Genomic DNA, 24123 nt, shown 5'->3' on the forward strand with positions numbered 1-24123 from the left:
GACGGGTCGTAGAATCGCGGTGAGTGAATCTAACGGTCCGTCAGAAACTGCGGTGAGGGGAAGGGGCCGGGGTGGGAAACTTCTTGGCAGGCAAGGTCGTCGCCGTCACGGGTGCGGGGCGGGGGATCGGCCGGGCGGTCGCCCTCGGCGCCGCCGCCGAGGGCGCGCGGGTCGTCGTCAACGACTACGGCGTCTCCGTCGACGGCTCCGAGCCCACCAGCTCCGTCGCCGAGACCGTCGTCAAGGAGATCGAGGCCGCCGGGGGCGAGGCGGTCGCCGTCGCCGACGACATCTCCACGATGGCGGGCGGACAGCGGGTCGTGGACACGGCGGTCGAGACGTACGGGCGGATCGACGGGGTCGTGTGCGTCGCCGGGATCCTGCGGGAGCGGATGCTGTTCAACATGACGGAGGAGGAGTGGGATCCGGTGATCGCCACTCATCTGAAGGGCACGTTCACGGTGTTCCGCGCCGCGTCCGCCGTCATGCGCAAGCAGCGCGCCGGGACCCTGATCGGGTTCACGAGCGGCAACCACCAGGGGTCCGTGTCGCAGGCCAACTACAGCGCGGCCAAGGGCGGGATCATCTCGCTGGTGCGCAGCGCGGCGCTCGGCCTGCACCGGTACGGGGTGACCGCCAACGCGGTCGCGCCGGTCGCCCGTACGCGGATGTCCGCCGGGGTTCCGACGGAGCTGACCGAGATCGGTGAGCCGGAGGACGTGGCGGCGTTCGTGGTGTACCTGCTGTCGGACCGGGCCCGGGAGGAGCGGATCACCGGGCAGGTGTACACGGTGGCCGGGCCGAAGATCGCGGTGTGGGCGCAACCGCGTGAGCTGCGCTCGGCCTACGCGGACGGGGGGTGGACGCCGGAGAGGGTCGCGGAGGTGTTGCCGGGGGCCGTGGGGGTGGATCCGATGCCGATGTTGGAGCGGGTGGAGGGGATGGCGCGGGCGGCGGCGGCCGGGGAACGGCCGAACGCGTGACGGGGTGGGGGGTTGGGGTGCGTTGGCGGGTGCGGGTGGGTTCGTGGTTGCTCGCGCGGTTCCCCGCGCCCCTGAAAAAGCGGGCTGAGCCCTGCTTTTTCGGCCCGGAAGGGCCGTAGGCCCTTAAGGGGCGCGGGGAACCGCGCGAGAAGCCCCACCGGGCCCGCGCTCGGCAACGCACCACCATCACCACGGCGGTCATCTTGGAGGTGGCATGGACTTCGGGTTCGGGGACGAGGACGAGGCGTTCCGGGTGGAGGTCAAGGCCTGGCTGGGGGCGCACGCCGGAGCACACGCGGAGCGGCGCCGCTGGGAGCGGACGCTCGGCGCCGCCGGGTGGATCGGGCTCGGGTGGGGGGAGGGCGGGTACGGGAACCGGACGGCCACGCTCACCCAGCAGGTCGTGTGGGCGGAGGAGTACGCGCGGGCCGACGTCCCCACCCGCTCGGGGCACATCGGGGAGAAGCTGCTCGCACCGACACTGATCGCGTTCGGGAGCGCGGAGCAGAAGCAACGGTTCCTGCCGGCCATCGCACGCGGGGACGAACTGTGGTGCCAGGGGTACAGCGAACCCGGCGCCGGGTCGGACCTCGCCGGGGTGCGGACGAAGGCGGAGCGGACGGACGACGGGGCGTCGTACCGGATCACCGGACAGAAGATCTGGACCTCGCTCGCCCATGAGGCCGACTGGTGCTTCGTGCTGGCCCGTACCGAGGCGGGGTCCAGCCGCCACCACGGCCTGTCGCTGCTGCTCGTGCCCATGGACCAGCCGGGGCGGATCGAGGTGCGGCCGATCCGGCAGATGACCGGGACCAGCGAGTTCAACGAGGTGTTCTTCGACGGGGCGCACGCCCGCGCGGAGCATGTCGTCGGGGGCGAGGGCAACGGCTGGCGGGTGGCCATGGGGCTGCTCGGCTTCGAGCGCGGGGTGTCGACCCTCGCCCAGCAGATCGGGTTCGAGGCGGAGTTGGGGGACGTCGTACGGGCCGCCGTGGACAGCGGGGCCGCGGACGACCCCGTCGTACGCGACCGGCTCGTACGGCAGTGGGCGGAGTTGAAGGTCATGCGGTGGAACGCCCTGCGGACCCTCGGCGGGGCGGAAGCGGGCGCGGAACCGGGTGCGCCGAGTGTGGCCAAGTTGCTGTGGGGGCGGTGGCATCGGCGGCTCGGGGAGCTGGCGATGGAGGTGCGGGGCGCGGGGGCGGCGGTCGGGCCGCGGGAGTGGTCGGCGCGGGAGCCGTACGCACTGGACCCGTTCCAGCATCTGTTCCTGTTCAGCCGGGCCGACACCATCTACGGCGGTTCGGACGAGGTGCAGCGCACGATCATCGCCGAGCGGGTGCTCGGTCTGCCGAAGGAGCCGAGAGGCTGAGCTGAGGGGTGGAGCCATGCGCGGAGTGGTGTTCGACGGCGAACGGGCCGAGGTCGTCGACGACTTGGACGTACGGGATCCCGGGCCGGGCGAGGTGCTGGTGGCCGTGTCGGCGGCCGGGCTCTGCCACAGCGATCTGTCGGTGGTGGACGGGACGATCCCCTTCCCCGTCCCGGTGGTGCTGGGGCATGAGGGCGCGGGGGTCGTCGAGGCGGTGGGCGCGGGGGTCCGGCATGTCCGGCCCGGGGACCATGTCGCCCTGTCCACCCTCGCCAACTGCGGGGCCTGCGCCGACTGCGACCGGGGTCGGCCGACCATGTGCCGCCGGGCCATCGGGCGGCCCACACGGCCGTTCACGCGGCGCGGGCGGGAGGTGTTCCAGTTCGCCGCGAACTCCGCCTTCGTGGAGCGGACGGTCGTCAAGGCCGTGCAGGCGGTACGGATACCGGACGACATTCCGCTGACCTCCGCCGCGCTGATCGGGTGTGGGGTGCTGACCGGGGTGGGGGCGGTGCTCAACCGGGCGCGCGTCGACCGGGGGGAGAGCGTCGTCGTGATCGGGGCCGGGGGGATCGGGCTCAATGTGGTGCAGGGGGCGCGGATCGCGGGGGCCACGCGGATCGTCGCCGTGGACGCGAATCCGGAGAAGGAGGGGGTGGCGCGGGAGTTCGGGGCCACGCACTTCCTGCCGTCCGTGGAGGGCGTACGGGACATCCTCCCCACGGGCGCCGACCATGCCTTCGAGTGCGTCGGCCGTGTCGAACTCATCCGCCAGGCCATCGACCTGCTCGACCGGCACGGACAGGCGATCCTGCTGGGCGTCCCGGCCGCCACCGCCGAGGCGTCCTTCCTCGTCTCCTCCCTCTACCTGGACAAGTCCATCCTGGGCTGCCGGTACGGATCCTCCCGCCCCCAGCGGGACATCGCGCTCTACGCCGACCTGTACCGCCAGGGCCGGCTGCTCCTGGACGAGCTGGTCACGGCCACGTATCCGGTGGAGGACTTCGCGAAGGCGGCGCAGGACGCGGGGGAGGGGAGGGTGGCTCGGGCGGTGCTGACGTTTTGAGCGCCGGGGTGCGGGTGGTCTTTGTCTTTGGGGCGCGGTCAGGACAGCGGGGGAGCAGCGGCCCCGGCGGCCCTGAACGTGCGGCGGTATGCCGTCGGGGTCACTCCCAGGGCGCCCTGTAGGTGTTGGCGCATGGACTGGGCCGTGCCGAAGCCTGTGGTGTGGGCGATCTGGTCGATGGTGAGGTCGGTGGATTCGAGGAGGTGGCGGGCTCGTTCGACGCGTTGTTGGGTGAGCCACTGGCCGGGGCTGACGCCGGCCTCCTCGCGGAAGCGGCGGGTGAAGGTGCGCACGGACATGGACTCCCGCTCGGCCATGTCGCGCAGCTGGATCGGTTCGTGGAGACGGGCCAGGGCCCAGGCGCGGGCGGCGGTCGTGGTCGCGCTCTGCGGCTCCGGCACGGGCCGCTGGATGTACTGGGCCTGTCCGCCGTCCCGGTGCGGCGGTACGACCGTACGCCGGGCCACGTCGTTGGCGACGCCGGTGCCGTGGTCGCGTCGTACGAGATGCAGGCACAGGTCGATGCCGGCCGCCACGCCCGCCGAGGTGAGGACGTCACCGTCGTCGACGAAGAGGACGTCCGCGTCGACCCGGACCTTCGGGAAGAGCCGCTGGAAGTGCTCGGCGTGGTACCAGTGCGTGGTCGCCGGGCGGCCGTCGAGATGGCCGGCGGCGGCCAGGACGTAGCCGCCGGTGCAGATGGAGACCAGCCGGGTGCCGGGGCGGATGTGGGCGAGGGCGGCGGTCAGTTCGGGGGTGAGGACGCCTTCCTCGTAGACCGGGCCCAGCTCGTACGAGGCGGGGACGACGACCGTGTCGGCGGTGGCGAGGGTCTCCGGGCCGTTCTCGACGAGGATCGCGAAGTCGGCGTCCGTCTCCACCGGGCCGGGCGGCCGGATCGAGCACGTGACGATGTCGTACAACGACCGCCCCGCCGCGTCCCGCGCCTTGCCGAAGATGCGCTGCGGGATGCCCAGCTCGAAGGGGAGCAGGCCGTCTAGGGCGAGGACGACGACGCGGTGGCGATGGGGATGGGGATGGGGGTGAGGCTGGGCGCCCGCTTCGGCAGCGGCACTCGGCTCGGCAGCGGGCTTGGCACCGGCGGCCTCGGCGACTTCGGCGGGCGGCTTGGCACCGGCCTCGGTTGTGGGCTCGGCACCGGCCCCGGTCGTGGGCTCGGCACCCGCCTCCGTGGTGGGCTCGGTCGTGGGCTCGGCGCTGGGCTCGGCGGGCATGGCCCGATCCTAGCGAATGCTGACCTTCCGGCCACTCGTTCGGAAGGGGCGCAGGTCCGACTCTTGATGGCATGCCGCAGACAGCCGACGACGCCCGTGCCGCCGCCGACCACGACCCCTCCGCCGACCTCGACCCCCTTGCGTCCGGCCGCCGTACCCGGCGTATCCACCGCGCCTGGTTCGTCGCCGCCGTCACCTTCGTGACGATCATCGGGGCGGCGGCCTTCCGTTCGCTGCCGGGGCTGCTGATCGATCCGCTGCACCAGGAGTTCCAGTGGTCGCGCGGCACGATCGCGTCGGCGGTTTCGATCAATCTCGCGCTGTACGGGCTCACGGCCCCCTTCGCCGCCGCGCTGATGGACCGGTTCGGCATCCGCCGGGTCGTCGCGGTCGCGTTGACGGTGATCTCGGTCGGGGCCGGTGCGACGGTGTGGATGACCTCGGCCTGGCAGCTGATGCTCTGCTGGGGCCTGCTGGTGGGGCTCGGCTCCGGTTCGATGGCGCTGGCCTTCGCGGCGACCGTCACCGACCGCTGGTTCACCGAACGGCGGGGCCTGGTCTCGGGCATCCTGACCGCCGCCTCCGCGTCCGGGCAGCTGATCTTCCTGCCGTTGCTGTCGTGGATCGTCTCGGAGCGCGGCTGGCGGCCCGCCTCCGTCACCGTCGCCCTCGCCGCGCTGGCCGTCGTCCCCTTCGTCTGGCTGCTGCTGCGGGACCACCCGGCGGACGTGGGGCTGAAGCCGTACGGGGCGAAGGAGTTCGTGCCGAAGCCGGGGCCGGTGCCGGGGGCCGCGCGGCGGGCGGTGCGGGTGCTGTTCTCGGCGATGCGGACCGGGCCGTTCTGGCTGCTCGCCGGCACGTTCGCGATCTGCGGCGCCTCCACCAACGGCCTCATCCAGACCCACTTCATCCCCGCCGCCCACGACGCGCACATGCCCATCACGGCGGCGGCCTCGCTGCTGGCGGTCATCGGGATCTTCGACGTCCTCGGCACGATCGCCTCGGGCTGGTTCACGGACCGCTACGACTCGCGACGGCTACTGGCGGTGTACTACGCGTTCCGGGGCATCTCGCTCCTCTTCCTGCCGATGCTGCTGGCCCCCGCCGTCCATCTCCCGATGATCTTCTTCATCGTCTTCTACGGCCTCGACTGGGTCGCCACCGTCCCGCCCACCATGGCCCTGTGCCGTGAGCACTACGGCGAGGACAGCGCCATCGTCTTCGGCTGGGTCCTCGCCTCCCACCAGGTCGGCGCCGCCCTCGTCGCCTTCCTCGGCGGCCTCGCCCGCGACACCTTCGGCTCGTACGACGTCGTCTGGTACGCCTCGGGCGCGCTGTGCGCGGCGGCGGCCCTGATGGCTCTGGTGATACGGAGGCGGCCGGTGGGACGGGCGGGGACGACGGGGAAGGCGGGGGTGGCGGTGGCCTGATCCGCCCCACCCCGCTCCGCCCCGGCCCGCCACGTACCGTCCCACCTCACCCCGCCCTGCGGCTTCGGCGGCGGGGACCCCGTGCGGAGCAACCGTTTCGGCCCGGGCACACTCCCTGTAGGCGGGAGGGGTGCTGGTGATGTACATGGCAACGGCCGGGGTGACGGGGGAGGGCGCGGTCCGGAAAGGGGCCGCGCCGTCGGCGGTGTCCATGGCGGTGCTCGGTGTGGAGGGCGCGCTGCTGTGCGCCCGTGCTGTTCCTGGTGGGCCTGGGTACGGCAGCGGGACCCGGGGGCGGAGCGGCTTTCACGGCGTTCGCCGTCGCCCCGCTGCTGCTCCTGCTCCTCCTGTTCGCCGCCACCGTGCTGACCGTGGCGTACGTCCTCCCGGCCCTCCACCTCGCCCACTGGACCGCACGGCAGCTGACCGGCCGCACCGCCTGGTGGTGGATCCCGCCCGCCTGCACCCTGTGGGTGCTCCCCGCCCTGGCCGTTCCGTCCTGGCACCTCACCGGCCTCGCGCTCTACGCGGCGGCCTTGCCCCCGGCCCTGGCGGCCCACCACACCCTGGTACGCGCCGACGCCGGCCGCCCCGTACAGCCCTGCGCGGCCATCCTGACGTGGGGCGCGCTGGCCGTGCTGTGCGTGGTGGTCGTGGGTGGGGTGGTGCTGGGGTAGCCGTGGGTGCGGCGTCTCCGCGTCGATGCGGCGTCTCCGCGTCGATGCCGGCCTGGTCAGTCGGTCGTGAAGCCGCCGAACCGCCCCCTGTGGAACAGCAGCGGTCCTGTCGCCTCGTCGTCCGTGCCCAGTGCCTTCACCCGGCCCACCACGATGAGGTGGTCGCCGCCGGTGTGTACGGCGTGGATCGCGCAGTCGATCCAGGCGGCGGCGCCGGTGAGGCGAGGGGAGCCCGTGGCGGGGGACGGGGTGTGGGCGACACCGGCGAACTTGTCCGCGCCGCTCACCGCGAAGCGCCGGCACAACTCGCCCTGGTCCGCGCCGAGTACGTTCACGCAGAACACGCCCGCGCGGGCGATCCGGGGCCAGGTCGTCGACGTACGGCCGACCATGAACGCGACCAGCGGCGGATCGAGCGAGAGGGACGAGAACGACTGGCAGGCGAAGCCGGCGGGGCCGTCGGGGCCGTCGGTCGGTGAGGGTGACGGCGGTGCGGTGATCACCGTGATCCCTGTCGCGAAGTTGCCCAGTACGCGCCGGAATTCGGCCTGCTCCACCGGCGCGCGCTCGTCCTCGCCGACGCAGCGCAGCTCGGGGCGCGGCAGCGCTTCGACGACCGGTTCCGGGTGCGTCGTCCTACGGCTTCTGTCCGCCGGGTCCGCCCTCAGATAGCGGACGGCGGCGGCTGCCATTCCAGCGTGTCCCATCACCTCACCATTGGAACTGACGGACCGTCAGAAGTGAAGCCCGGTCCCGTAACGGTTCCCCCGTGGTGGCCGTCAGAGGCCCTCGTGCATCGCTTCTCCGGAGGCCGTCAGCGGCCCTCGTAGCGCGGTGCGCGTCGTTCCACGAAGCTCGCCACGCCCTCCTGGGCGTCCGCCGTCGTCATGTTGATCTCCTGGGCGGCGGCCTCGGCGGCGAAGGCGGTGGCGCGGTCGGTGTCGAGGGAGGTGTTGACCAGGTGTTTGGTCAACGCCAGGGCCCGGGTCGGCCCGGCGGCGAGACGTTCGGCCCACTCGCGGGCCGTCTTCTCCAGGTCCTGGGCCGGCACGACACGGTTGACGAGGCCGAGGCGCTCCGCGTCGGCGGCGGACAGGGCGTCGCCGAAGAACATCAGCTCCTTCGCCCGGTGGGGGCCGACGAGACGGGGGAGCAGATACGCGCCGCCGCCGTCGGGGACGAGGCCGCGCCGCACGAACACCTCGATGAAACGCGCCTCTTCGGCCGCCAGGACGAGATCGCAGGCGAGGGCGAGATGCGCGCCGAGACCGGCCGCCGTGCCGTTCACCGCCGCGATCACCGGTTTCTCGCAGTCGAGCACGGCGGCGATGAGTCGCTGGGCGCCGAGACGGATCAGACGCGCCACGTCACCGGCCACCCGCGCCCCACCACCACCATCGCCGCCACCACCATCGCCGTCGCCGGTCGAACTGCCTGCGCCGGTCGAACTGCCTCCGCCGGCCGTACTGGCGCCCGCCGATCCGCCGTCGCTCGCCGATGCGCCACCACCCGCCGCGCCCCGTAAGTCCGCCCCCGCGCAGAAGCCTCGGCCCGTCGCGGTGAGGACGACGGCGCGCACGGCCGGGTCTGCGGAGGCGTCGGAGAGGAGTTGGATGAGGTGTTCGCGCTGGTCGGGGGTGATGGCGTTCATCGCCTCGGGGCGGTTGAGGGTGATCCACGAGACGGCGTTGTCAGTGGCGTGCAGTATCAATGAGTTACGGGATTTTTCTGGATGTTCGGGATGTTCGAGGGGGGAAGCGGACATGTGGGTGCTCCTTTTCTTACGCGGAGTGAAGGCGGTGCTGGGGGCTTGGTGGCGCTCAGCGGCACACCGCCAGCGCGTCCAGGGCCACCGCCCCCTGTCCCCTCGGCAGCACCATCAGCGGATTGATGTCCAGCTCCGCGATCTCGTCCCCGAGTTCGAGCGCCATGCGCTGCACCCGGAGCACGACCTCCACGAGGGCGTCCACGTCGGCCGGGGGAGCCCCGCGCACGCCGTCCAGCAGGGCCCGCCCGCGCAGTTCGGCGAGCATGGCGTGGGCCTGGTCCTCGGCGAAGGGGGGCACGCGTACGGCGGAGTCGCGGAGGACCTCCACGAGGACACCGCCGAGGCCGACCGTGACCGTGGGCCCGAAGAGGTCGTCGTGCGTGACGCCCACGACCATCTCCACGCCCCGCTCGACCATCTGGCACACCAGCACCCCGTCGAGGGAGACATCCTCGTAGCGGGCGATGTCGGTCAGCTCGCGATAGGCGTCGCGGATCTGGCTCGCGGAGGTCAGGCCGACCTTCACCAGGCCCAGTTCCGTCTTGTGGGCGATGCGGGCGCCGGACGCCTTCATGACGACCGGGTAGCCGACGAGGCTCGCCGCGCGTACGGCCGCCGCCGCGCTGGTCACCAACTGCTCGCGCGGCACGCGTATCCCGTACGCGCGCAGCAGTTGCTTGGCCGCGTGCTCGCTCAGCTGTTGCCCCGGCCGCATCAGTGCCTTCGCCTTGCGGAAGGAGGGCGAGGGGGAGCGCGGTGCCTCGTCGAAGGGGGAGCGGTAGGCGCTGGTGAAGCGGGTGTGGTCGAGGTGGGCGCGGACGGCCGTGATGCAGTTGGCGAAGGTGCGGAAGGTCGCCACCCTGGACGATCCGAGGAGGGTCTCGCGGTAGGCGGCCTCGGTGCCCACCGGCGACCCCCACACCACGCACACCAGCTTGTCCGTCCGCTCCGCCGCGGCCACCAGGTCCTGGGCGAGCTTGTCGCTCATGGGTGGGAAGGGGCCGGTGATGGGACAGATCAGCACCCCCACCGCCGGGTCGTCGAGGATCGCGTCGAGGATGCGGGGGCCGCGCCAGTCGCCCACGGGGTGGCCGCCGTTGTCGACTGGGTTGGCCACGTTCAGGTAGTCGGGGATCCACTGGTGCAGCTCGGTCTGCTTGGCCTCGGAGAGCGTGGGCAGGGGCAGTCCGGCCTCGGTGGCGAGGTCGGCGAAGTGCGCGCCCGTGCCGCCCGAGATCGAATAGACGACCACTCCCTCGGGCCTCGGCTCACCCGCCCCCGGGGTGGTGCGGGGGCGGCGGGAGCGGGCCAGCAGGGTGGCCGTGTCCTGGAGTTCGTCGAGCCCGTCGACGCGGATCACGCCGAACTGCCGCATCGCCGCGTCGACGACCGCGTCCGCGCCGGTCAGCTTGCCGGTGTGGGAGGCGGCGGTGCGGGCCCCGGTCTCGGTGCGGCCGACCTTGACGGCGACGACGGGGACCCCGCGCCGGGCGGCCCGGTCGGCGGCCAGGAGGAAGGCGCGGCCGTCCTTGAGGCCCTCGACATAGGCGGCGATGGCGCCCACCTCGGGGCGTTCGGCGAAGTAGGAGATGAAGTCGGCGGTCTCCAGATCGGCCTCGTTGCCGGTGGGGGCCCAGTGGGAGAGGCGGATGCCGAGTTCCTGGAGGGCGAAGACCGGGCGGCCCTGGTGGCCGGACTGGGTGATGAGCGCGATGGCCGGCCCGTCGAGGTCCTCCCTGAACCGCTCGAAGGCGTTGAGGTTGGTGTTGGGGCCGAGCAGCCGCAGCCCGTCGGAGCGGGCCACGGCGGCGGCCAGCCGCTCCTGCGCGGCGGCGCCCTCCGCACCGGTCTCGGCGAACCCGGAGGCGAAGGCGACGGCGAACTTCACCTTGGCCTCGGCCAGTTCGTCGATCAGGGGGAGGGGATCGGAGACGAGCAGGACGGCGAGATCGACCTGTTCGGGCAGATCGGCGACGGAAGGGGCGCAGGGGAGGCCGAAGACCGACTCACGCGTGGGGTGCACGGGGTGCAGCCGGGCGCCGACCCGTTCCGACCAGGCGAGCAGTTGCCGGGTGATCCCGGTGTTGGGCCGGCCCTCCGCGTCCGAGGCGCCGACGACCGCCACGGACTCCGGGCGGAAGAACCGGTCCAGATCGGGGACGTCGGCATACAGCGGGCGCCCGCTGACGTCCAGGTCGCCGGCCTCGGCGGGCCTGCCGTGCACGACCTGCGCGGGGTGCTCGCCGCACGCGATGGCCCGGGCCCGGCGGGAGTCGGTGGTGAGGGTGCCGTGGGTTGATCCAAGCATCGGTCCGCCCGCTCCTGTGTGACAGCCAATTCAGTGACGTGACGCGGTGGCGCGATGGCAGGTGCGATGACACATTCACGTTTCTGACGACACGTCAGATTTCAGACTACTGAACTGACGCTGTGTCAGGAATGGGTGTGCGAGCAAAGTTACGCGGCGGTAAGGAGGTTGTACCCGCGCGGGGGAGCGGTCAGACGTGTACGGCGGTGTCGGTCTGCCGTGCCGGTCTGCGGTGTCGGCCCACAGTGGTGCCTGGGCCCGACCGCGGGCCCAGGCGTGCGTGCGCCGTACGGATGTGTACGGTCAGCGCGTCGTGCGGATGCGTACCGTGACCGCGTCGCGGGTGGCGACCCCGCCCGCCTTGGCGACCGCCTTGGCGATCTTCTCGGCGTCGAGGGCGAGTTCGCGGAACATGCCGCTGATGGGGTTGGTGAAGCCGGTGAAGTACAGACCGGGGGCGTTCTTGGGGGAGCGGGGCCCGTGGACGACCGGCTTGCCCCGCTCGTCGAGTACGTCGAGGTGTCCGACGAGCCCTTCGAGGGCGCGCCGGTAGCCGGTGGCGGCGATCACGGCGTCCGCCTCGATCCGGCTGCCGTCGCCGAGGACGACCTTGCCGTCCTCGAACCCCTCGACCGGGCCGACGATCTCGACCTTCCCCTTGCGTACGGCGTCGATGAGCCCGACGTCCTGCACGGGGATGGAGCCCTCGTTCACCCGGGAGTAGAGGCCGGTGTCGGGCCGGGCCAGGCCGTGTGCCGACAGGTCCGGCACGCTGAGCTTCGCCACCGGCTTGGCGAGCCGGTCCACGAGGGCGACCGGCAGCCGCCGTACGAGGACGGCCGTGTACTGGGCCGCCCACCCGGCGGTCGACCGGCGCACGATGTGCGGGGCCGTCCGCACCGCGAGCCGTACGCGCCGGGCCCCGCCCTCGACGAGGTCGACGGCGATCTCGGCGCCGGTGTTGCCGATGCCGACGACGAGGACGTCACGGCCGGCGTGGGGCTCGGGGTTGCGGTACTGCGAGGCGTGGGTGAGGTTCCCGGTGTAGGAGTCCCGGCCGGGCCAGTCGGGGATGTGGGGCGTGTGGTTGTAGCCGGTGGCGACGACGACCGCGCCGCCGGTCAGCTCACGGCCGCCGGTGGCGCGCAGCAGCCAGCCGGTGCCGTCGGCGCTCCGCTCGACACGGGACACCTCGACGCCGGTCACGATCTCCAGCTGGTGCACCTCGGCGTACTTCTCCAGGTAGCGCACCACGTTGTCCCGTGACACCCACCGGCCGAAGCGGCGTGGCATGGGCAGTCCGGGCAGGCCCGACAGCCGCCGGGTCGTGTGCAGGCGCAGCCGGTCGTAGTGCCGCCGCCAGGACGCCCCGACCCCGTCCGCCTTCTCCAGCACCACGGCCCGTACCCCCTGGGCCCGCAGCGCGTACGCGACGGCCAGTCCACCGGGGCCGCCGCCGATCACGTAGACGGGGCGGTCGGCGGCGGGGGGCGTGGGTCCCGGGGACCCCGCGGACCCCGCGGATTCCGCGGGTCCTTCGGATGCTCTGGAGTCGGCCATGTGCCTGAGCGTATGCGCGCGCTCACTTGATGGGTCTCGGTCAAGCCCGGAATTGGTTGCGGATTGATCACGGCTGTAGGAGGTGTGGGTGGGGTGTGTGGCGTAGGTCTCTTGGAACGTGGAGGAGGGGTGTGGTGTGGGGTGGCAGCCACTCGGCGTCGCGCGAGGGTCCGGTGGTCGGCGACTCGCGGTCAGAGGACTCCTCATGGCCCGGCCAGTAAGGAGTGCAGTCCTTAGGAGTGTGTTCCTAAGGACTGGGCGTGAAGGGTCAAGCCGGGTCGGTCAAGCCTCCCCACGTGTTCGATCGTGGGCCCGAGTGGGCGGCGCTCGCCGCCTTCGTGGACCGGCCCCTGCCGCAGGCCATGCTCGGGGTGGTCAGCGGTCGGCGCCGGATGGGGAAGACGTATCTGCTGCGGGCCCTTGTCGAAGAGCACGGGGGCTTCTACTTCGGGGCCACGGCGGGAACCGCCACGGAGTCGCTTCGCCAGTTCAGCGCCGCCCTGGCCGAGCACGTGGGTTCCCCGGCGTCCTTCTCCTTCGCGACCTGGGACGACGCCATCTCCTATCTCTTCAGCCTCGCATCCCCGAACGAAGAAGAAGGGGGTGAGGCGCCCTCAGTCTCGTCGTCATCGACGAGTTCCCCTACCTGGTGAAGGTCGCCCCCGAGCTCCCCTCCCTCATCCAGCGCGAGATCGATCGTCATCAGACGCGGCCGAGCGGTATGCGGCTGCTCCTCTGCGGTTCCGCGATGTCGGTCATGGGCGGACTGCTGGCGAACACGGCCCCCCTCCGAGGCCGGGCTCAGCTCGAACTTGTCGTAAGACCTTTCGGGTACCGAGCCGCCGCGGAGTTCTGGGGCGTGGCCGAGGACCCCGCCCTCGCGGCCCGACTGCACGCCGTCGTCGGCGGTACCCCCGCGTACCGCCGACAGTTCCTGGCGGACGACGTGCCCGAAAGCCTGCGCGCGTTCGACGACTGGATCTGCCGTACGGTCCTCTCGCCGTTCAGCCCGCTCTTCCGTGAGGCGCGCTACCTGCTCGCCGAGGAGGCCGACATCCGGGACACCGCCCTGTACCACTCGGTCCTGGCCGCTGTGGCGCAGGGCAATTCGACGCGTGGTGGCATCGCCGGATACATCGGTCGCAAGTCCGTGGACATCTCGCACCCGCTGAACGTCCTGGAGGACAGCCACCTCCTGGCGCGGGAGTCCGACGTCTTCCGGACGGGCAAGTCGCAGTACCGCATCACCGAACCGCTGATCAACTTCTATGAGGCCGTCATGCGGCCCGCCTGGGCCCGGCTGGAGAGCGGTCAGGCCACGGAGGTGTGGGGACAGTCGGCCGAGCGGTTCGCGGCGCAGGTGGCCGGCCCGCATTTCGAGGCTGTGTGCCGGGAGTACGTGATCGGGCCGGGGCGGTCGTCGCTCAGCGCGTCCCGGGGCGAGGTCGGCAGTGGGATCGTGACCGACTCGGCCGCCCGAAGGCAGATCCAGGTCGACGTGGCCGTGGTCGAGCCGGGCTCCGGCGGGCGCCGGCCCTCCGTCGCCCTCCTGGGAGAAGCGAAGTGGGGCACTGTGATGGGAGCCGGTCATCTGGAGCGACTCGGGCGGGCCCGTGAGTTGCTCACCGCGCGGGGGTTCGACACCGAACACTGCGGGCCGGCGTTCTTCAGCGCCGCGGGCTTCAGCGACTCGCTGCGCACCGCGGCGGAGCGGGGCGGGGTTCTGCTGGTCGGACTGGACGAGCTCTACGGGCGGGCCGTGCCGACCGGGTTTGTGCCGTAGGCCCTGTCGGCTGCTCCGCCCCCTTGCGTACGCACTCCCCATCCGCTGAACTGACGTACCGTCAGAAACCCGCGCGGACGCGGAAGGGCGATGTCCATGGACACGATCTGGCTCGATGGTGCCGAATGGCTGGCCGTCCTCCGTATCGGGCTCGGGCTGTGGTGGCTGGAGAGTTGGCGGCACAAGGACAAGAAGGCCTGGTTCCGGGAGGGTTCCGGGATCGCGTGGGCGGCGGGGGTGGCGGAGAAGCACCGGTGGGCGGCGGTGCGCAGTGGGTTCGACGTGGTCGTCAGGCCCCGGCCCAAGGCGATGGCCCATGTCGTCGTCTACGCCGAACTCGCCCTCGGACTCGGGCTGATCCTCGGCTTTCTCACCCCGGTCGCACTCGTGGGCGGGCTGCTGCTCAACCTCCTCTACCTCGTGCTGATGATCCACGACTGGGCCGAGCAGGGGCAGAACTCGATGATGGCGCTGATCTCGGTGGTGGCGTTGTTCGGGATGTCCTGGCAGACGTGGTCCCTCGACAGCGCGCTGGGGCTGTTCCCATGAGCGGTGTCGGTGGTGGTGCCGCGCGGTTCGATCTGCCGGAGGCCGACGGGTTCACCCGTACGTACTGGGAGGCCGCCGCCGACGGGCGGCTGCTGCTGCGGCGCTGCGGGGCCGCGGGGTGCGGGCGCGCGCATCACTATCCGCGGGAGTTCTGCCCGTACTGCTGGAGCGAGGACGTGCGCTGGGAGGAGGCCTCCGGGCACGCCACGCTCTACACCTGGTCCGTCGTCCACCGCAACGACCTGCCGCCCTTCGGGGAGCGGACACCGTACGTCGCCGCCGTCGTCGATCTCGTCGAGGGGCCGCGGATGATGACCGAGGTCGTGGAGTGGGAGGAGGGAGACGGGGACGGGGACGGGGACGGGGAGTTGTGGGCGGGGATGGGGCTTGAGGTCGTGTTCCGGGAGAGCGGGGGCTTCGTGGTGCCCGTATTTCGCGCGCGCTCGTGAGGGGGTGCGCGTTTCAATGGGGGCGTGAGCCGTACTGATGAGCGACCCGCCGCCGAGCCGCACGGTCACGGCCTGCGGCTGTGTACCTGGGACGCCGACTCCGGCGCGGATGTCGAGGCGTGGTTGCGGGGGCGCGGCGACCCGGAGTTCCGGCGGTGGAACACGCCCATGCCGTGGGACGAGAGCTTCGAGGGCGCCCGGGAGTCGCTGCGGCGGCGGGCCGAGTCCGACGCGGAGGGGAAGACCGTGGCCTTCCGGATCACGGACGCGGAGAGCGGGCTGACCCTCGGGCAGGTCGGGCTGAGCGGCATCGACGCGTATATGCGCAGGGCGGTCGTCGGCTACTGGGTGCTGCCCGAGGCCCGTGGCCGCCGGGTCGCCACCCGCGCCCTCGACCTCGCCGCCCGCTGGACCTTCACCGAACTCGGCATCCACCGGCTCGAACTCGACCATGTCGTGGGGCACGCGGCGTCCTGCCGTATCGCCGAGCTGTGCGGGTTCCCGGCCGAGGGAATCATGCGCGGGGCGGCCTTCGACGAGGGGCGCCATGACGCCTTCAGGGACGCCCACTTGCACGCGCGGCTGGCCGACGACCCCGCACCGGAAGGGATCTGATGAACGGCACGGATGACGGAAACGGGTACGAGGTCGTCGACGATCCGGATGGGTACTTCGGGGAAGCCGTCGCCGCGCACTACGACGACCCCTCCGGTGATCCCTCCGACGAGGTGTTCGGCCCGGCGGCCGTGGAGCCCGTTGTCGATCTCATCGCCGGTCTCGCGGGCGGGCCCGGAGCCGAAGGGGACGCGCGGGCGCTGGAGTTCGGGGTCGGTACGGGGCGGATCGCGCTGCCGCTCGCCCGGCGGGGTGTGCCGGTGCACGGCATCGATCTGTCGCGGGCCATGGTGGAACGGATGCGGGCCAAGCCGGGCGGCACGGACATCGGGGTCACCATCGGGGACTTCGCCACGGCCCGGGTGGACGGACCCGGCTTCACCGTCGCCTACCTCGTCTTCAACACGATCAACAACCTGACCACGCAGGACGCCCAGGTCGACTGCTTCCGCAACGCCGCCGCGCACCTCGTGCCCGGCGGCTGTTTCGTCATCGAGGTCGGGGTGCCGGACCTGCGGAGGCTGCCGCCGGGGCAGAACGCGGTGCCGTTCCATGTCGGGCCCACGCGGCTGGGGTTCGACACGTACGAGGTGGCGACGCAGGGGATGCGGTCGCACCATCTGACGGTCGTCGAGGGGCGGCCGGTGTACCGGTCGATCCCGTTCCGGTACGTCTGGCCGGCCGAGCTGGATCTGATGGCCCGGCTGGCCGGGATGCGGCTGCGGGACCGGTGGGCGGGGTGGAACGGGGAGCCGTTCACGAACGACAGCACCAAGCATGTGTCCGTGTGGGAGAAGGCGTGAGGTCTGGGCCGGGTGTCCGGCCGTCGGCCACGGCGGAGGACCGGCCGTCGGCCAGGGCGGGGGACCGGCCGTCACGAACGTGCCGGCACGACCCGCGAGGCCGCCGCCCGGTCCACGTGGGACGGGGTGGCGGCCTCGCGTGACCTGGTCACACGGCGGGGCACCGCAGCGGTGCCCCGACGCCGGGTCAGGTCAGTCCACCCACCACTTGCCGCACTTGGTGATGCCGTCGAACTCCCCGCAGGCACGCGCGGCGTAGTTGGCGTTGAAGACGGACTGCGTGCGGCTGCCGGTGTAGGGGCCGCACATCTTCCAGCCGTCCCGCTTCGCCTGCTGGTCGGTGACGACGCCCTTGAAGTCGGGGAACGAGCGGAAGCTGCGGTCGACCCACAGCCGGTCGCCGGCCCTGCGCCCGGACTTGATCTCCGCGCGGCTGTAGCGGTCGAGCGCCGACTCGTTCTGCAGCTCGACGCGGCGGTCCCTGAAGGTGAACGAGGCTCCGGACTCGACAGCTCGGAAGACACCGACGACGGCGATGCCGTCGCAGTCGTCCTCGGTGGCCGAGGCCGCGGACGCGGGGACGAGGAGCAGGGCGCCGGTGCTGACCATCACGGCCGAGGCCGCGATCACGCGGCCCGTACGGGGCTTCTTCACATGGGTTCCTTTGCGAGTGCCGTTTCGGGTGACATGTGCGGGTGGGGCAGCGCTGTGCCGGACAGGCCGAGACCCGCTGAATGAGGTGCGTCGAATGAGGTGCGTCGCCGTCCGTTTCACCTGATGACGTCGCGACGTCCACAGATTCCAGGGCGCTCGGGCCCCGACGACAACAGCTGCCGCCATACCTGGGACAGCGGGACATCCCACCCCTGTCGACCTGCGGAAACAGGGAAGCCGTGGGACGGCGTTGGGATGCGGAGCCGACGCGTGCCGTGTCGGACTCACCGTCATGTCCGTCCGCGCGGTAGCTCCGCAGCCCGCAGCCGGATCCCCGCGACCGGGCCACCGCGGGCCTGACGAACCACCCGCTCAGATCTCCCGAACGTCCATCAGGGCCACAGCAACTCCCTGACCCAACGCTCCCCCTCCCCATCCCCTTCCCGCCGGTAGTCGAGCCGCACATGCCGCCGTCGCGCGTCCCCCTGGAAGAACTCCACTTCCTCCGGCTCCACGACGTACGCCGTCCACGACGGCACAGCCACGTCCGGCTCGCGCTCGGCCCGCTCCCAGGCGGCCTCCGACGCGCGCTCCAACTCCTCGTAGGAGGAGAGGACTTCGCTCTGGTGGCCCACGAGGGCCGCGGCCAGCGCACCCGTCGAGCGGGCGTGCAGATCGGCGTGGGCGACCTCGGCGGGCTCGACCGTGACCCGGCCCCGCACCCGGACCTGGCGGCCGAGGAGGGGCCAGTAGAAGCCGAGGGAGGCGTAGGGGCGGGCCGCGAGCTGCCGGCCCTTGCGGCTGCCGGCGTGGGAGGCGAAGTGCCAGCCCCGCGCGTCCACGTCGTGCAGCATCACCGTACGGACGTCCGGCCGGCCCTCCGCGTCCGCCGTGGCCAGCGACATCGTGTGCGGCTCCACCTCCCCGGCCGCCACGACCTCCCCGAACCAGGCGGCGAAGAGCGACACCGGCTCGTCGGGAGCCGTGGCCGGGTCGAACAGCGGCAGGGCGCTGACCTGCGGATCCCAGACCCGCAGCCCGCGCAGGGCCCGCACGAACCCGGACGGCTCGGCGGGCGCCGGCGAAGGGGAGGAGGGGGAAGGGGAGGGTGACTGCGGCCGGGAAGAGGGATCGATCATGGGCATGGGCATGGGTGGGACGGTCTCATACCGTGCCCAGATCGGACGAGACCCACCGCTCCGGGCGCATACGGATGATGACCTGCTCGCCGTGGTTCTTGGAGGCGAAGTCGACGTAGCCGTCGACCTTTTCGGCCGGGAGGTAGCGGGCGGAGATCTCGCGGAGGTCGTCGAGGGTCGCGGGGGAGGTGTCGGTGACGGGGCCCTCGACGGAGACGTAGCGGATGGTGGGTTCGAGCCGGTCGATCATCAGGGAGAAACGTCCGGCGGCCTGGATCAGCCGGTTCTTGCGGGTGTCCGATCCGGTCATGATCCAGAGGTCGCCCCCGGGTGCGTACTGGTACCAGATCGGCACCGTCAGCGGCGCCCTCCCCTCGCCGGCGTCCACCGCCAGCGCGGCCACATGGGCCTCGGCCAGAAACTCCTCGCGCTCCTTGCGGGACAGTGCCATGCCATTCCTCCGAACTGCTTCGGGGACGCCTTCGTCTGCCGACCCGGTTCAGCGCTCCCGCCCCGCCTCGTATTCCGGCCGTCTCGCCCCTACCCGGAACCCGACGCCGACCGGGCACGGGTCAGCCGACGGTGTACGCGGCGTCCCCGAAGTCCGCGACCACCCGCAGCTCCCCGCCCAGCGCGCGGACGTAGGCCCGCAGGGTCGCCACCTCGGTACGGTCGATCTCGCCGTTCTCGATCGCGGAGATCCGAGGAGTCGAGACCCCCATGGAATCGGCGATGTCGCGCTGCGTGAGGTCCTGCTCGCGTCGGACTTCGGCGAGCCGGTAGGCGCGGACTTCGGCGAGGAGCTGGTCCATGTCGGCCCGCTTCTGCTCGTCCGATCGCATCGGGAGCCCGGCAGCCCGCCGCCGTTCGTCGGCTCGGCGCTTGACTTCCTCCCAGCGGACGGTGCTCATTCGTACTCCCTCGTATCCAGTTCGGCGATGTGATCCTGGTACCGCTTCTCGGCGATCGGGATGTTGGTGTCGTACCAGCCGCGCCAGTTACCGGTCTTGTCACCTGCGACCAACAGGACGGCCCGACGTGCCGGGTCGAAGGCGAACAGGATCCGGATCTCGCTCTTGCCGGATGAACCGGGCCTCAGCTCCTTCAGGTGATGCTGTTCCGCACCTTTGATCCGGTCGACGAGCGGGCGGCCGAGTGTGGGGCCGAGCAGCGCCAGAGCATCGATGGCGTCCTCCACCTGATCTGCGCTGCCAACGTCGGCTTCGATCAGATCACCGAACCATGTCGCCACTTCCGCGACGAGAATCACTTCCCATTGAGCCATGCGCAGGAAATTAATGCAAGCGTTAATCCAGGGGATCTGATCAGGCCCGATTCACCCGAACGGGTAGTCGGGGAAGGTCACCCCCGGCCCAGCACCACCGTTCCCGAGGAGCAGAACCAGCCGCCCGTGCCCGAGGCGACCGCCAGGCGGGGCAGGTGGCCGGTGGGGGTGTGGATCTGGTGGGCGCCCGCCTCGCCGCGTAGTTGGCGTACGGCCTCGACGAGGAGGAAGAGGCCGCGCATGCCCGGGTGCTGGGCGGAGAGGCCGCCGCCGTCGGTGTTGACGGGGAGGTCGCCGGTGAGGGTGAGGCGGTTCTTCTCGACGAACGCGCCGCCCTCGCCCTTCGCGCAGAAGCCGAGGTCCTCCAGGGTCACGAGGGTCATGTAGGTGAAGGCGTCGTAGATCTCCGCGAAGTCGATCTCGGAGGGGCGCACGCCGGCGCGTTCGAAGGCCAGGCGCCCGCTGACCGCCGCCGGGGAGACCGTGAAGTCGGGCCACTCGGACATGGTCGTGTGGGAGGTGTACTCGCCGGTGCCGAGGATCCAGACGGGCGTCGCCGGCCGGCAGTCCCGTACGTACTCCTCGGCCGCCAGCAGGACCGCCGCGCCGCCGTCGGAGCGTATGCAGCAGTGGAGCTTGGTGAACGGGTCGGCGATCGGCGGGGAGGAGAGCACGTCGTCGACGGTGATCGGGGTGCGGAACATCGCCTCCGGGTTCGCCGCCGCGTTGGCACGGGCCTGTACGGCGACGGAGGCCAGCTGCTCCAGGGTCGTGCCGTACTCGTGCATATGGCGGCGCGCGGCCATGGCGTACTTGGCGATCAGGGTGTGCCCGTAGGGGACCTCGAACTGGAGGGGGCCGCGCGCCCCGAAGGAGAGGTTGCCGGTGCGGCGGCCCGCCTTGATGTCCGCGCGGGCCGTGGAGCCGTAGACGAGGAGGACGACGTTCGCGTGCCCGGCGGCGATCGCGTCCGCCGCGTGCGCCGCCATGACCTCCCAGGTCGAGCCCCCGACCGAGGTGGAGTCCACCCAGGTGGGCCGCAGGCCCAGATACTCGGCCACCTCCACCGGCGCCAGGGTGCCCAGGCCGGCCGAGGCCAGGCCGTCGATGGCGGTGCGTTCCAGCCCCGCGTCGGCCAGGGCCCGGCGCGCGGCCTGCGCGTGGAGCGCGTACGGGGTCGCGTCGTCCACCCGGCCGCAGTCCGAGAGCGCCGCCCCGACGATCGCGACCTTTCGGCCGCCTGAGCGGTGCGCCACGTCGTCATGACGGCCACGGGGTCCGGGTGCGGCGGGCATGGCGGGCGCAGCGGTCATGAATCTGACGGTACATCAGTTCCGGGGGCCGGTAACCCTGTGCTTCGGGTTTCTTCCGGCCTAATATGACGGACCGTCAGATGTCGAGATGGACGCAACTGGGGGAGCAGAAGGGGGACCGCCCATGGATGCCCGCTTCACCACCGAGCAGGAGGAAATCCGGCGCACGGTACGGGAGTTGCTGATCAAGCGCTGCGGCCCGGAGGAGGTCCGGTCCGCCGTACGGGCCGGGGAGGGGTACGACGGCGGACTGTGGACCGCCCTCTCCGAACAGCTCGGGCTGCCGGGGCTCGCCCTCCCCGAGGCATACGGCGGTGTCGGCTGCTCGGTGACCGAACTTGCCCTGGCGGGGGAGGAGTTGGGGCGCACGCTCGCACCCTCGCCGCTGCTGTCCACCTCCGTGCTCGTCGCCCCCTTGATCCTGGCCCTCGGCACCGAGCGGCAGCGCGCCGCACTGCTGCCCCGCCTCGCCTCGGGACGCCTCACCGCGGCCCTCGCCGTACCGGGCGCCGCCCTCGGCACCGCGCTGGCGCTGACCGGGGACAACGCGGGCGGCTGGGCCGGTGGCGGCCGGGCCGGGGGTGTCCAGGCGCGACGCGTCGGGGACGGGTGGCGGCTCTACGGGGAGGCCGGGCAGGTTCTCGACGGACACAGCGCGGGGCTGCTGCTGGTGGCCGCGCACGCCGGGGGGTACGCCCGCTCGCGGACGCTGTTGTTCCTCGTGCGGGAGGGTACGGGTGGAGGTGGGGGCCTGGTACGGGTGCGGCAGACCTCCCTCGACGAGACGCGGCCGATCGCTCGACTCGAACTCCGGGATGTGGAGGGGGAGTTGCTGGGGGACGGTACCGACTCGGATGTGCTGCCGGCCCTGTCCGGGGTCGGGGACGCTGCCGCCGCCGTGCTCGCGGCGGAGGCCGTGGGCGCCGCCGACCGGGCGTTGGAGCGGACGGTCGCGTATGTGCGGCAGCGGGAGCAGTTCGGGCGGCCGATCGGGTCGTTCCAGGCGGTGAAGCACCGGCTCGCGGATGTGTATGTGGGGGTGCGGGCGGCCCGGTCGGCGGCGTACTACGCGGCCTGGGCGGCTGCCGCGAGGCCCGGCGGCGACGGTGGAGGGCGTGCCGACGATGGAGTAGGTGGTGCGGGCGGTCGGGGCGATGAGCGGGTCGGGGGGCTGGCGCTCGCGCAGGCGCTGGAGGCGTTGCGGGTCGCCGCTGGGGAGGGGATCCAGTTGCACGGGGGGATCGGGTTCACCTGGGAGCACGAGGCGCAGCTGTACTTCAAGAGGGCGGCGGGGGACGAGGCGCTCTTCGGGCCGGTGCATCGGCTGCGGGGGCGGGCGGCGGACGTGGCCGGGGTGTTCACGGCCGACGCGTCGGGCGCGCGGCGGGAGCAGAAGGAACAGAGGGAACCGAGGGAACAGAGGGGACAGAGGGAGGTGCGGAGCTGATGGCTTCGAGGAGCGGAAGTCGGACTGATGGCGGGAGCGGGGGCGGGAGCGGGAGTGGAAGCAGGGGCGGGAGTGGGAGGAGGGGCGTGGTGGGGATGGTGGACGGGGTGAAGAGCGTGGGCGTACGGCTGGTGCAGAAGGTGTCGTCGGCTCCGGCGTTCGCCCGGGTCGCGCCGCATGTCATACCCGCGCTGGACCGGGCCGTCCACCGGGTCACCCGGGGCCGGGTGCTGCTCAGCGCGCAGCTGCTGCCCGGCGTCGTCCTGACCGCGACCGGGGCGCGGAGCGGGGTGCCCCGGCGTACGCCGCTGGCCTGTATGCCCGAGGAGGGGCGGGGAAGCTGGGTGCTCGTCGGGTCGAACTTCGGCCGCCCCGGGCACCCCGCCTGGAGCGCCAATCTGCTGGCCCACCCCGACGCCGAGATCAACTGGAAGGGGCGGGACATCCCCGTCACCGCGCATCTGCTGGCCGGTGAGGAACGGGTGGCGGCGTGGGAGGAGTTGCTGAGGTTCTGGCCGCCGTACTCGACGTATCAGGCCCGGGTGGACCGGGAGATACGGGTGTTTCGGATCGTACGGCGGTGAGGGCGCGTCCGAGCCCCGCTGAAGCCTCCGAGCCCCGCTGGAGCCCCCGAGTCCCCTGTGGCGTCTGTGTCCTCCGGAACGCGGCAGGCGGCACTCCTCGGGTGAGGGTGCCGTCTGCGTGACAGGAATCGCGTCCGGGGGCGTGCCCGGGGGCTCCTGCGTTACTTCGTGGGTTTCTTGCCGGTGATGCCCAGGTGCACCAACAGGGCCAGGTTGGGCTTCAGTTCGGCCTGCTTGACGCCCCAGGTCTGGAAACCCTTCTGGTGTCCGGAGACCGAGGCGAGCATGGCGACGAGGGAGCCGGCGAGGGCCGCCGGGTTCACGTCCTTGTCGACGCGGCCCTTGGACTGGAGGTCGGCGACCGTCTCCGAGAGGGAGTTGGTGACCGAGTTCAGGATCTTCATCCGGATCTTGTAGAAGCGTTTGTCGCCCTCGGCCGCGCCCAGGTCGACGACGCGGAGGATGGCGTCGTTCCTGCGCCAGAACTCCAGGAAACCGTCGACGAGTTCCTGGGCGGTCTGCCAGCCGGCCTTGCCGACCCAGGAGCGGCCTTCGAGGAGGCTGGTCAACGTGGCGCCCTCGGCGGCCATTTGCTCGGCGATCTCCAGGACGGCGCCCTCGACGTCCGGGAAGTACTGGTAGAAGGTCGCGGGTGAAGTGCCCGCCTTCCGGGCGACATCAATGACTTTGACGTCCCGGTAGGGCGACGAGCTGAGCATCTCGCTGAGGCAGTCGAGCAGCTTCTGCCGGGTCGCCTGCCCTCGTCGGCCGGCCACGCGGCCGTCGACGGTACGCACTTGTCCTGTCATGCCGTCAGCTTACCGAGGGGTGATCGGAGCGCGATTCGGCCGACTGCAAATGGGGAGCAGGGGCTTCACCAAGGGGTTCGTGGGGTGGCCCCGCGGTGCCTTGGCGCCTTTCCTTCGCCCCCGCCGCCCCTACCCGTCCCATCCTCAAGGGGCGGTGCCCCTTCGACCCCAGCGCGGGTTCGGTGGGGGCTGGTCGCGCAGTTCCCCGCGCCCCTGAAAGGCAGGGGCTGCGCCCCGTGCCTTTCAGGCCCGCAGGGGCCTGAATCCTTAGGGGCGCGGGGAACTGCGCGAGAA

Annotated in this window: 23 protein-coding genes and 1 pseudogene; 12 read left to right on the plus strand and 12 right to left on the minus strand. The window is 71.9% G+C overall.

The features are described 5' to 3' along the window. Nucleotides 1–71: 71 nt before the first annotated feature. The 3 genes from ABT147_RS18215 (at nucleotide 72) to ABT147_RS18225 (ending at nucleotide 3421) form a co-directional block, all read left to right on the plus strand. Complete coding sequence (locus tag ABT147_RS18215; protein ID WP_351407061.1) at nucleotides 72–983, plus strand: SDR family NAD(P)-dependent oxidoreductase; 912 nt, start codon at nucleotides 72–74, stop codon at nucleotides 981–983. A 214-nt stretch (nucleotides 984–1197) separates the two neighbouring features. Then, the gene (locus tag ABT147_RS18220) at nucleotides 1198–2355 is read left to right on the plus strand and encodes an acyl-CoA dehydrogenase family protein (protein ID WP_351407063.1); all 1158 of its coding nucleotides are present in this window, start codon (nucleotides 1198–1200) and stop codon (nucleotides 2353–2355) included. Between the two features lie 16 nt (nucleotides 2356–2371). Then, nucleotides 2372–3421, plus strand: a complete 1050-nt coding sequence (locus ABT147_RS18225) for a Zn-dependent alcohol dehydrogenase (protein WP_351407065.1) — start codon at nucleotides 2372–2374, stop codon at nucleotides 3419–3421. 38 nt (nucleotides 3422–3459) lie between these two features. Here the strand turns inward: ABT147_RS18225 and ABT147_RS18230 are convergent, their stop codons facing one another. Next, complete coding sequence (locus ABT147_RS18230) at nucleotides 3460–4656, minus strand: GlxA family transcriptional regulator (protein WP_351407067.1); 1197 nt, start codon at nucleotides 4654–4656, stop codon at nucleotides 3460–3462. Between the two features lie 71 nt (nucleotides 4657–4727). Between ABT147_RS18230 and ABT147_RS18235 the strand changes: the two genes are divergently transcribed. Next, nucleotides 4728–6086 (plus strand): MFS transporter, encoded by a 1359-nt coding sequence (locus ABT147_RS18235; RefSeq protein WP_351407069.1) that lies wholly within the window; start codon nucleotides 4728–4730, stop codon nucleotides 6084–6086. A gap of 251 nt (nucleotides 6087–6337) precedes the next feature. Further along, entirely contained in the window at nucleotides 6338–6763 is a 426-nt protein-coding gene (locus ABT147_RS18240; protein ID WP_351407071.1) for a hypothetical protein, read from the plus strand. 56 nt (nucleotides 6764–6819) lie between these two features. Here ABT147_RS18240 and ABT147_RS18245 read toward each other — a convergent pair whose 3' ends face one another. The 4 genes from ABT147_RS18245 to ABT147_RS18260 form a co-directional block, all read right to left on the minus strand. Then, nucleotides 6820–7470, minus strand: coding sequence for a flavin reductase family protein (locus ABT147_RS18245; RefSeq protein ID WP_502983107.1), 651 nt, complete (start codon nucleotides 7468–7470; stop codon nucleotides 6820–6822). A 107-nt stretch (nucleotides 7471–7577) separates the two neighbouring features. After that, nucleotides 7578–8528, minus strand: a complete 951-nt coding sequence (locus tag ABT147_RS18250; protein WP_351407073.1) for an enoyl-CoA hydratase/isomerase family protein — start codon at nucleotides 8526–8528, stop codon at nucleotides 7578–7580. 55 nt (nucleotides 8529–8583) lie between these two features. After that, on the minus strand, nucleotides 8584–10839 hold the full coding sequence (locus tag ABT147_RS18255) for an acetate--CoA ligase family protein (protein WP_351407075.1): 2256 nt from the start codon (nucleotides 10837–10839) through the stop codon (nucleotides 8584–8586). A gap of 303 nt (nucleotides 10840–11142) precedes the next feature. After that, nucleotides 11143–12399, minus strand: a complete 1257-nt coding sequence (locus tag ABT147_RS18260) for a flavin-containing monooxygenase (protein ID WP_351407077.1) — start codon at nucleotides 12397–12399, stop codon at nucleotides 11143–11145. Between the two features lie 392 nt (nucleotides 12400–12791). Between ABT147_RS18260 and ABT147_RS18270 the strand changes: the two are divergent. The 5 genes and pseudogenes from ABT147_RS18270 (at nucleotide 12792) to ABT147_RS18290 (ending at nucleotide 16598) form a co-directional block, all read left to right on the plus strand. Next, nucleotides 12792–14182: pseudogene (locus tag ABT147_RS18270) on the plus strand (AAA family ATPase). A gap of 96 nt (nucleotides 14183–14278) precedes the next feature. Then, nucleotides 14279–14731, plus strand: a complete 453-nt coding sequence (locus tag ABT147_RS18275) for a DoxX family protein (protein ID WP_351407083.1) — start codon at nucleotides 14279–14281, stop codon at nucleotides 14729–14731. Beyond that, nucleotides 14728–15180 carry a Zn-ribbon domain-containing OB-fold protein gene (locus tag ABT147_RS18280; RefSeq protein WP_351407085.1) on the plus strand — a complete coding sequence of 151 codons (453 nt, stop codon included), beginning with the start codon at nucleotides 14728–14730 and terminating at the stop codon, nucleotides 15178–15180. The genes ABT147_RS18275 and ABT147_RS18280 overlap by 4 nt, the downstream gene beginning before the upstream one ends. 24 nt (nucleotides 15181–15204) lie before the next feature. Then, entirely contained in the window at nucleotides 15205–15795 is a 591-nt protein-coding gene (locus tag ABT147_RS18285; RefSeq protein WP_351407087.1) for a GNAT family N-acetyltransferase, read from the plus strand. Then, nucleotides 15795–16598 (plus strand): class I SAM-dependent DNA methyltransferase, encoded by an 804-nt coding sequence (locus tag ABT147_RS18290; protein WP_351407090.1) that lies wholly within the window; start codon nucleotides 15795–15797, stop codon nucleotides 16596–16598. Before ABT147_RS18285 ends, ABT147_RS18290 begins: the two co-directional genes overlap by 1 nt. Before the next feature lie 192 nt (nucleotides 16599–16790). Here ABT147_RS18290 and ABT147_RS18295 read toward each other — a convergent pair whose 3' ends face one another. From ABT147_RS18295 to ABT147_RS18320, 6 genes are all read right to left on the minus strand, one after another. Then, nucleotides 16791–17252: a hypothetical protein gene (locus tag ABT147_RS18295; protein ID WP_351407092.1), complete on the minus strand. Its 462-nt coding sequence runs from the start codon at nucleotides 17250–17252 to the stop codon at nucleotides 16791–16793. 392 nt (nucleotides 17253–17644) lie between these two features. Continuing rightward, nucleotides 17645–18391, minus strand: a complete 747-nt coding sequence (locus tag ABT147_RS18300; protein WP_351407142.1) for a pyridoxine/pyridoxamine 5'-phosphate oxidase — start codon at nucleotides 18389–18391, stop codon at nucleotides 17645–17647. Between the two features lie 25 nt (nucleotides 18392–18416). Further along, a complete protein-coding gene (locus tag ABT147_RS18305) occupies nucleotides 18417–18842 on the minus strand; it encodes a pyridoxamine 5'-phosphate oxidase family protein (protein ID WP_351407094.1) in 426 nt (141 codons plus the stop codon). Nucleotides 18843–18963: 121 nt separating this feature from the next. Then, on the minus strand, nucleotides 18964–19302 hold the full coding sequence (locus ABT147_RS18310) for an XRE family transcriptional regulator (protein ID WP_351407097.1): 339 nt from the start codon (nucleotides 19300–19302) through the stop codon (nucleotides 18964–18966). Further along, nucleotides 19299–19676 (minus strand): type II toxin-antitoxin system RelE/ParE family toxin, encoded by a 378-nt coding sequence (locus ABT147_RS18315; RefSeq protein ID WP_351407099.1) that lies wholly within the window; start codon nucleotides 19674–19676, stop codon nucleotides 19299–19301. The genes ABT147_RS18310 and ABT147_RS18315 overlap by 4 nt, the downstream gene beginning before the upstream one ends. A 77-nt stretch (nucleotides 19677–19753) precedes the next feature. Continuing rightward, nucleotides 19754–20971, minus strand: coding sequence for a thiolase C-terminal domain-containing protein (locus ABT147_RS18320; RefSeq protein WP_351407144.1), 1218 nt, complete (start codon nucleotides 20969–20971; stop codon nucleotides 19754–19756). Nucleotides 20972–21113: 142 nt separating this feature from the next. Between ABT147_RS18320 and ABT147_RS18325 the strand changes: the two genes are divergently transcribed. Together ABT147_RS18325 and ABT147_RS18330 are read left to right on the plus strand one after the other, a co-directional pair. Then, nucleotides 21114–22436: an acyl-CoA dehydrogenase family protein gene (locus tag ABT147_RS18325; RefSeq protein WP_351407101.1), complete on the plus strand. Its 1323-nt coding sequence runs from the start codon at nucleotides 21114–21116 to the stop codon at nucleotides 22434–22436. A 95-nt stretch (nucleotides 22437–22531) separates the two neighbouring features. Next, nucleotides 22532–23020 carry a nitroreductase/quinone reductase family protein gene (locus tag ABT147_RS18330; RefSeq protein WP_351407147.1) on the plus strand — a complete coding sequence of 163 codons (489 nt, stop codon included), beginning with the start codon at nucleotides 22532–22534 and terminating at the stop codon, nucleotides 23018–23020. Nucleotides 23021–23181: 161 nt separating this feature from the next. Here the strand turns inward: ABT147_RS18330 and ABT147_RS18335 are convergent, their stop codons facing one another. Continuing rightward, complete coding sequence (locus ABT147_RS18335; protein ID WP_351407104.1) at nucleotides 23182–23829, minus strand: TetR family transcriptional regulator; 648 nt, start codon at nucleotides 23827–23829, stop codon at nucleotides 23182–23184. Nucleotides 23830–24123: the final 294 nt, after the last annotated feature.

It is taken from the genome of Streptomyces sp. NPDC001868 (genome assembly GCF_040297125.1).
Lineage (GTDB): Bacteria > Actinomycetota > Actinomycetes > Streptomycetales > Streptomycetaceae > Streptomyces.

Excerpts from the sequence above, each read along its gene's own strand:
- ABT147_RS18260 (WP_351407077.1), bottom strand. The coding sequence starts at position 12,399 with ATGGCCGACTCCAGAGCATCCGAAGGACCCGCGGAATCCGCGGGGTCC.
- ABT147_RS18275 (WP_351407083.1), top strand. The coding sequence starts at position 14,279 with ATGGACACGATCTGGCTCGATGGTGCCGAATGGCTGGCCGTCCTCCGT.
- ABT147_RS18320 (WP_351407144.1), bottom strand. The coding sequence starts at position 20,971 with ATGCCCGCCGCACCCGGACCCCGTGGCCGTCATGACGACGTGGCGCAC.
- ABT147_RS18305 (WP_351407094.1), bottom strand. The coding sequence starts at position 18,842 with ATGGCACTGTCCCGCAAGGAGCGCGAGGAGTTTCTGGCCGAGGCCCAT.
- ABT147_RS18225 (WP_351407065.1), top strand. The coding sequence starts at position 2,372 with ATGCGCGGAGTGGTGTTCGACGGCGAACGGGCCGAGGTCGTCGACGAC.
- ABT147_RS18310 (WP_351407097.1), bottom strand. The coding sequence starts at position 19,302 with ATGAGCACCGTCCGCTGGGAGGAAGTCAAGCGCCGAGCCGACGAACGG.
- ABT147_RS18335 (WP_351407104.1), bottom strand. The coding sequence starts at position 23,829 with ATGACAGGACAAGTGCGTACCGTCGACGGCCGCGTGGCCGGCCGACGA.
- ABT147_RS18220 (WP_351407063.1), top strand. The coding sequence starts at position 1,198 with ATGGACTTCGGGTTCGGGGACGAGGACGAGGCGTTCCGGGTGGAGGTC.
- ABT147_RS18325 (WP_351407101.1), top strand. The coding sequence starts at position 21,114 with ATGGATGCCCGCTTCACCACCGAGCAGGAGGAAATCCGGCGCACGGTA.
- ABT147_RS18250 (WP_351407073.1), bottom strand. The coding sequence starts at position 8,528 with ATGTCCGCTTCCCCCCTCGAACATCCCGAACATCCAGAAAAATCCCGT.
- ABT147_RS18315 (WP_351407099.1), bottom strand. The coding sequence starts at position 19,676 with ATGGCTCAATGGGAAGTGATTCTCGTCGCGGAAGTGGCGACATGGTTC.
- ABT147_RS18245 (WP_502983107.1), bottom strand. The coding sequence starts at position 7,470 with ATGGGACACGCTGGAATGGCAGCCGCCGCCGTCCGCTATCTGAGGGCG.
- ABT147_RS18235 (WP_351407069.1), top strand. The coding sequence starts at position 4,728 with ATGCCGCAGACAGCCGACGACGCCCGTGCCGCCGCCGACCACGACCCC.
- ABT147_RS18290 (WP_351407090.1), top strand. The coding sequence starts at position 15,795 with ATGAACGGCACGGATGACGGAAACGGGTACGAGGTCGTCGACGATCCG.
- ABT147_RS18255 (WP_351407075.1), bottom strand. The coding sequence starts at position 10,839 with ATGCTTGGATCAACCCACGGCACCCTCACCACCGACTCCCGCCGGGCC.
- ABT147_RS18230 (WP_351407067.1), bottom strand. The coding sequence starts at position 4,656 with ATGCCCGCCGAGCCCAGCGCCGAGCCCACGACCGAGCCCACCACGGAG.
- ABT147_RS18280 (WP_351407085.1), top strand. The coding sequence starts at position 14,728 with ATGAGCGGTGTCGGTGGTGGTGCCGCGCGGTTCGATCTGCCGGAGGCC.
- ABT147_RS18330 (WP_351407147.1), top strand. The coding sequence starts at position 22,532 with ATGGTGGACGGGGTGAAGAGCGTGGGCGTACGGCTGGTGCAGAAGGTG.
- ABT147_RS18300 (WP_351407142.1), bottom strand. The coding sequence starts at position 18,391 with ATGATCGATCCCTCTTCCCGGCCGCAGTCACCCTCCCCTTCCCCCTCC.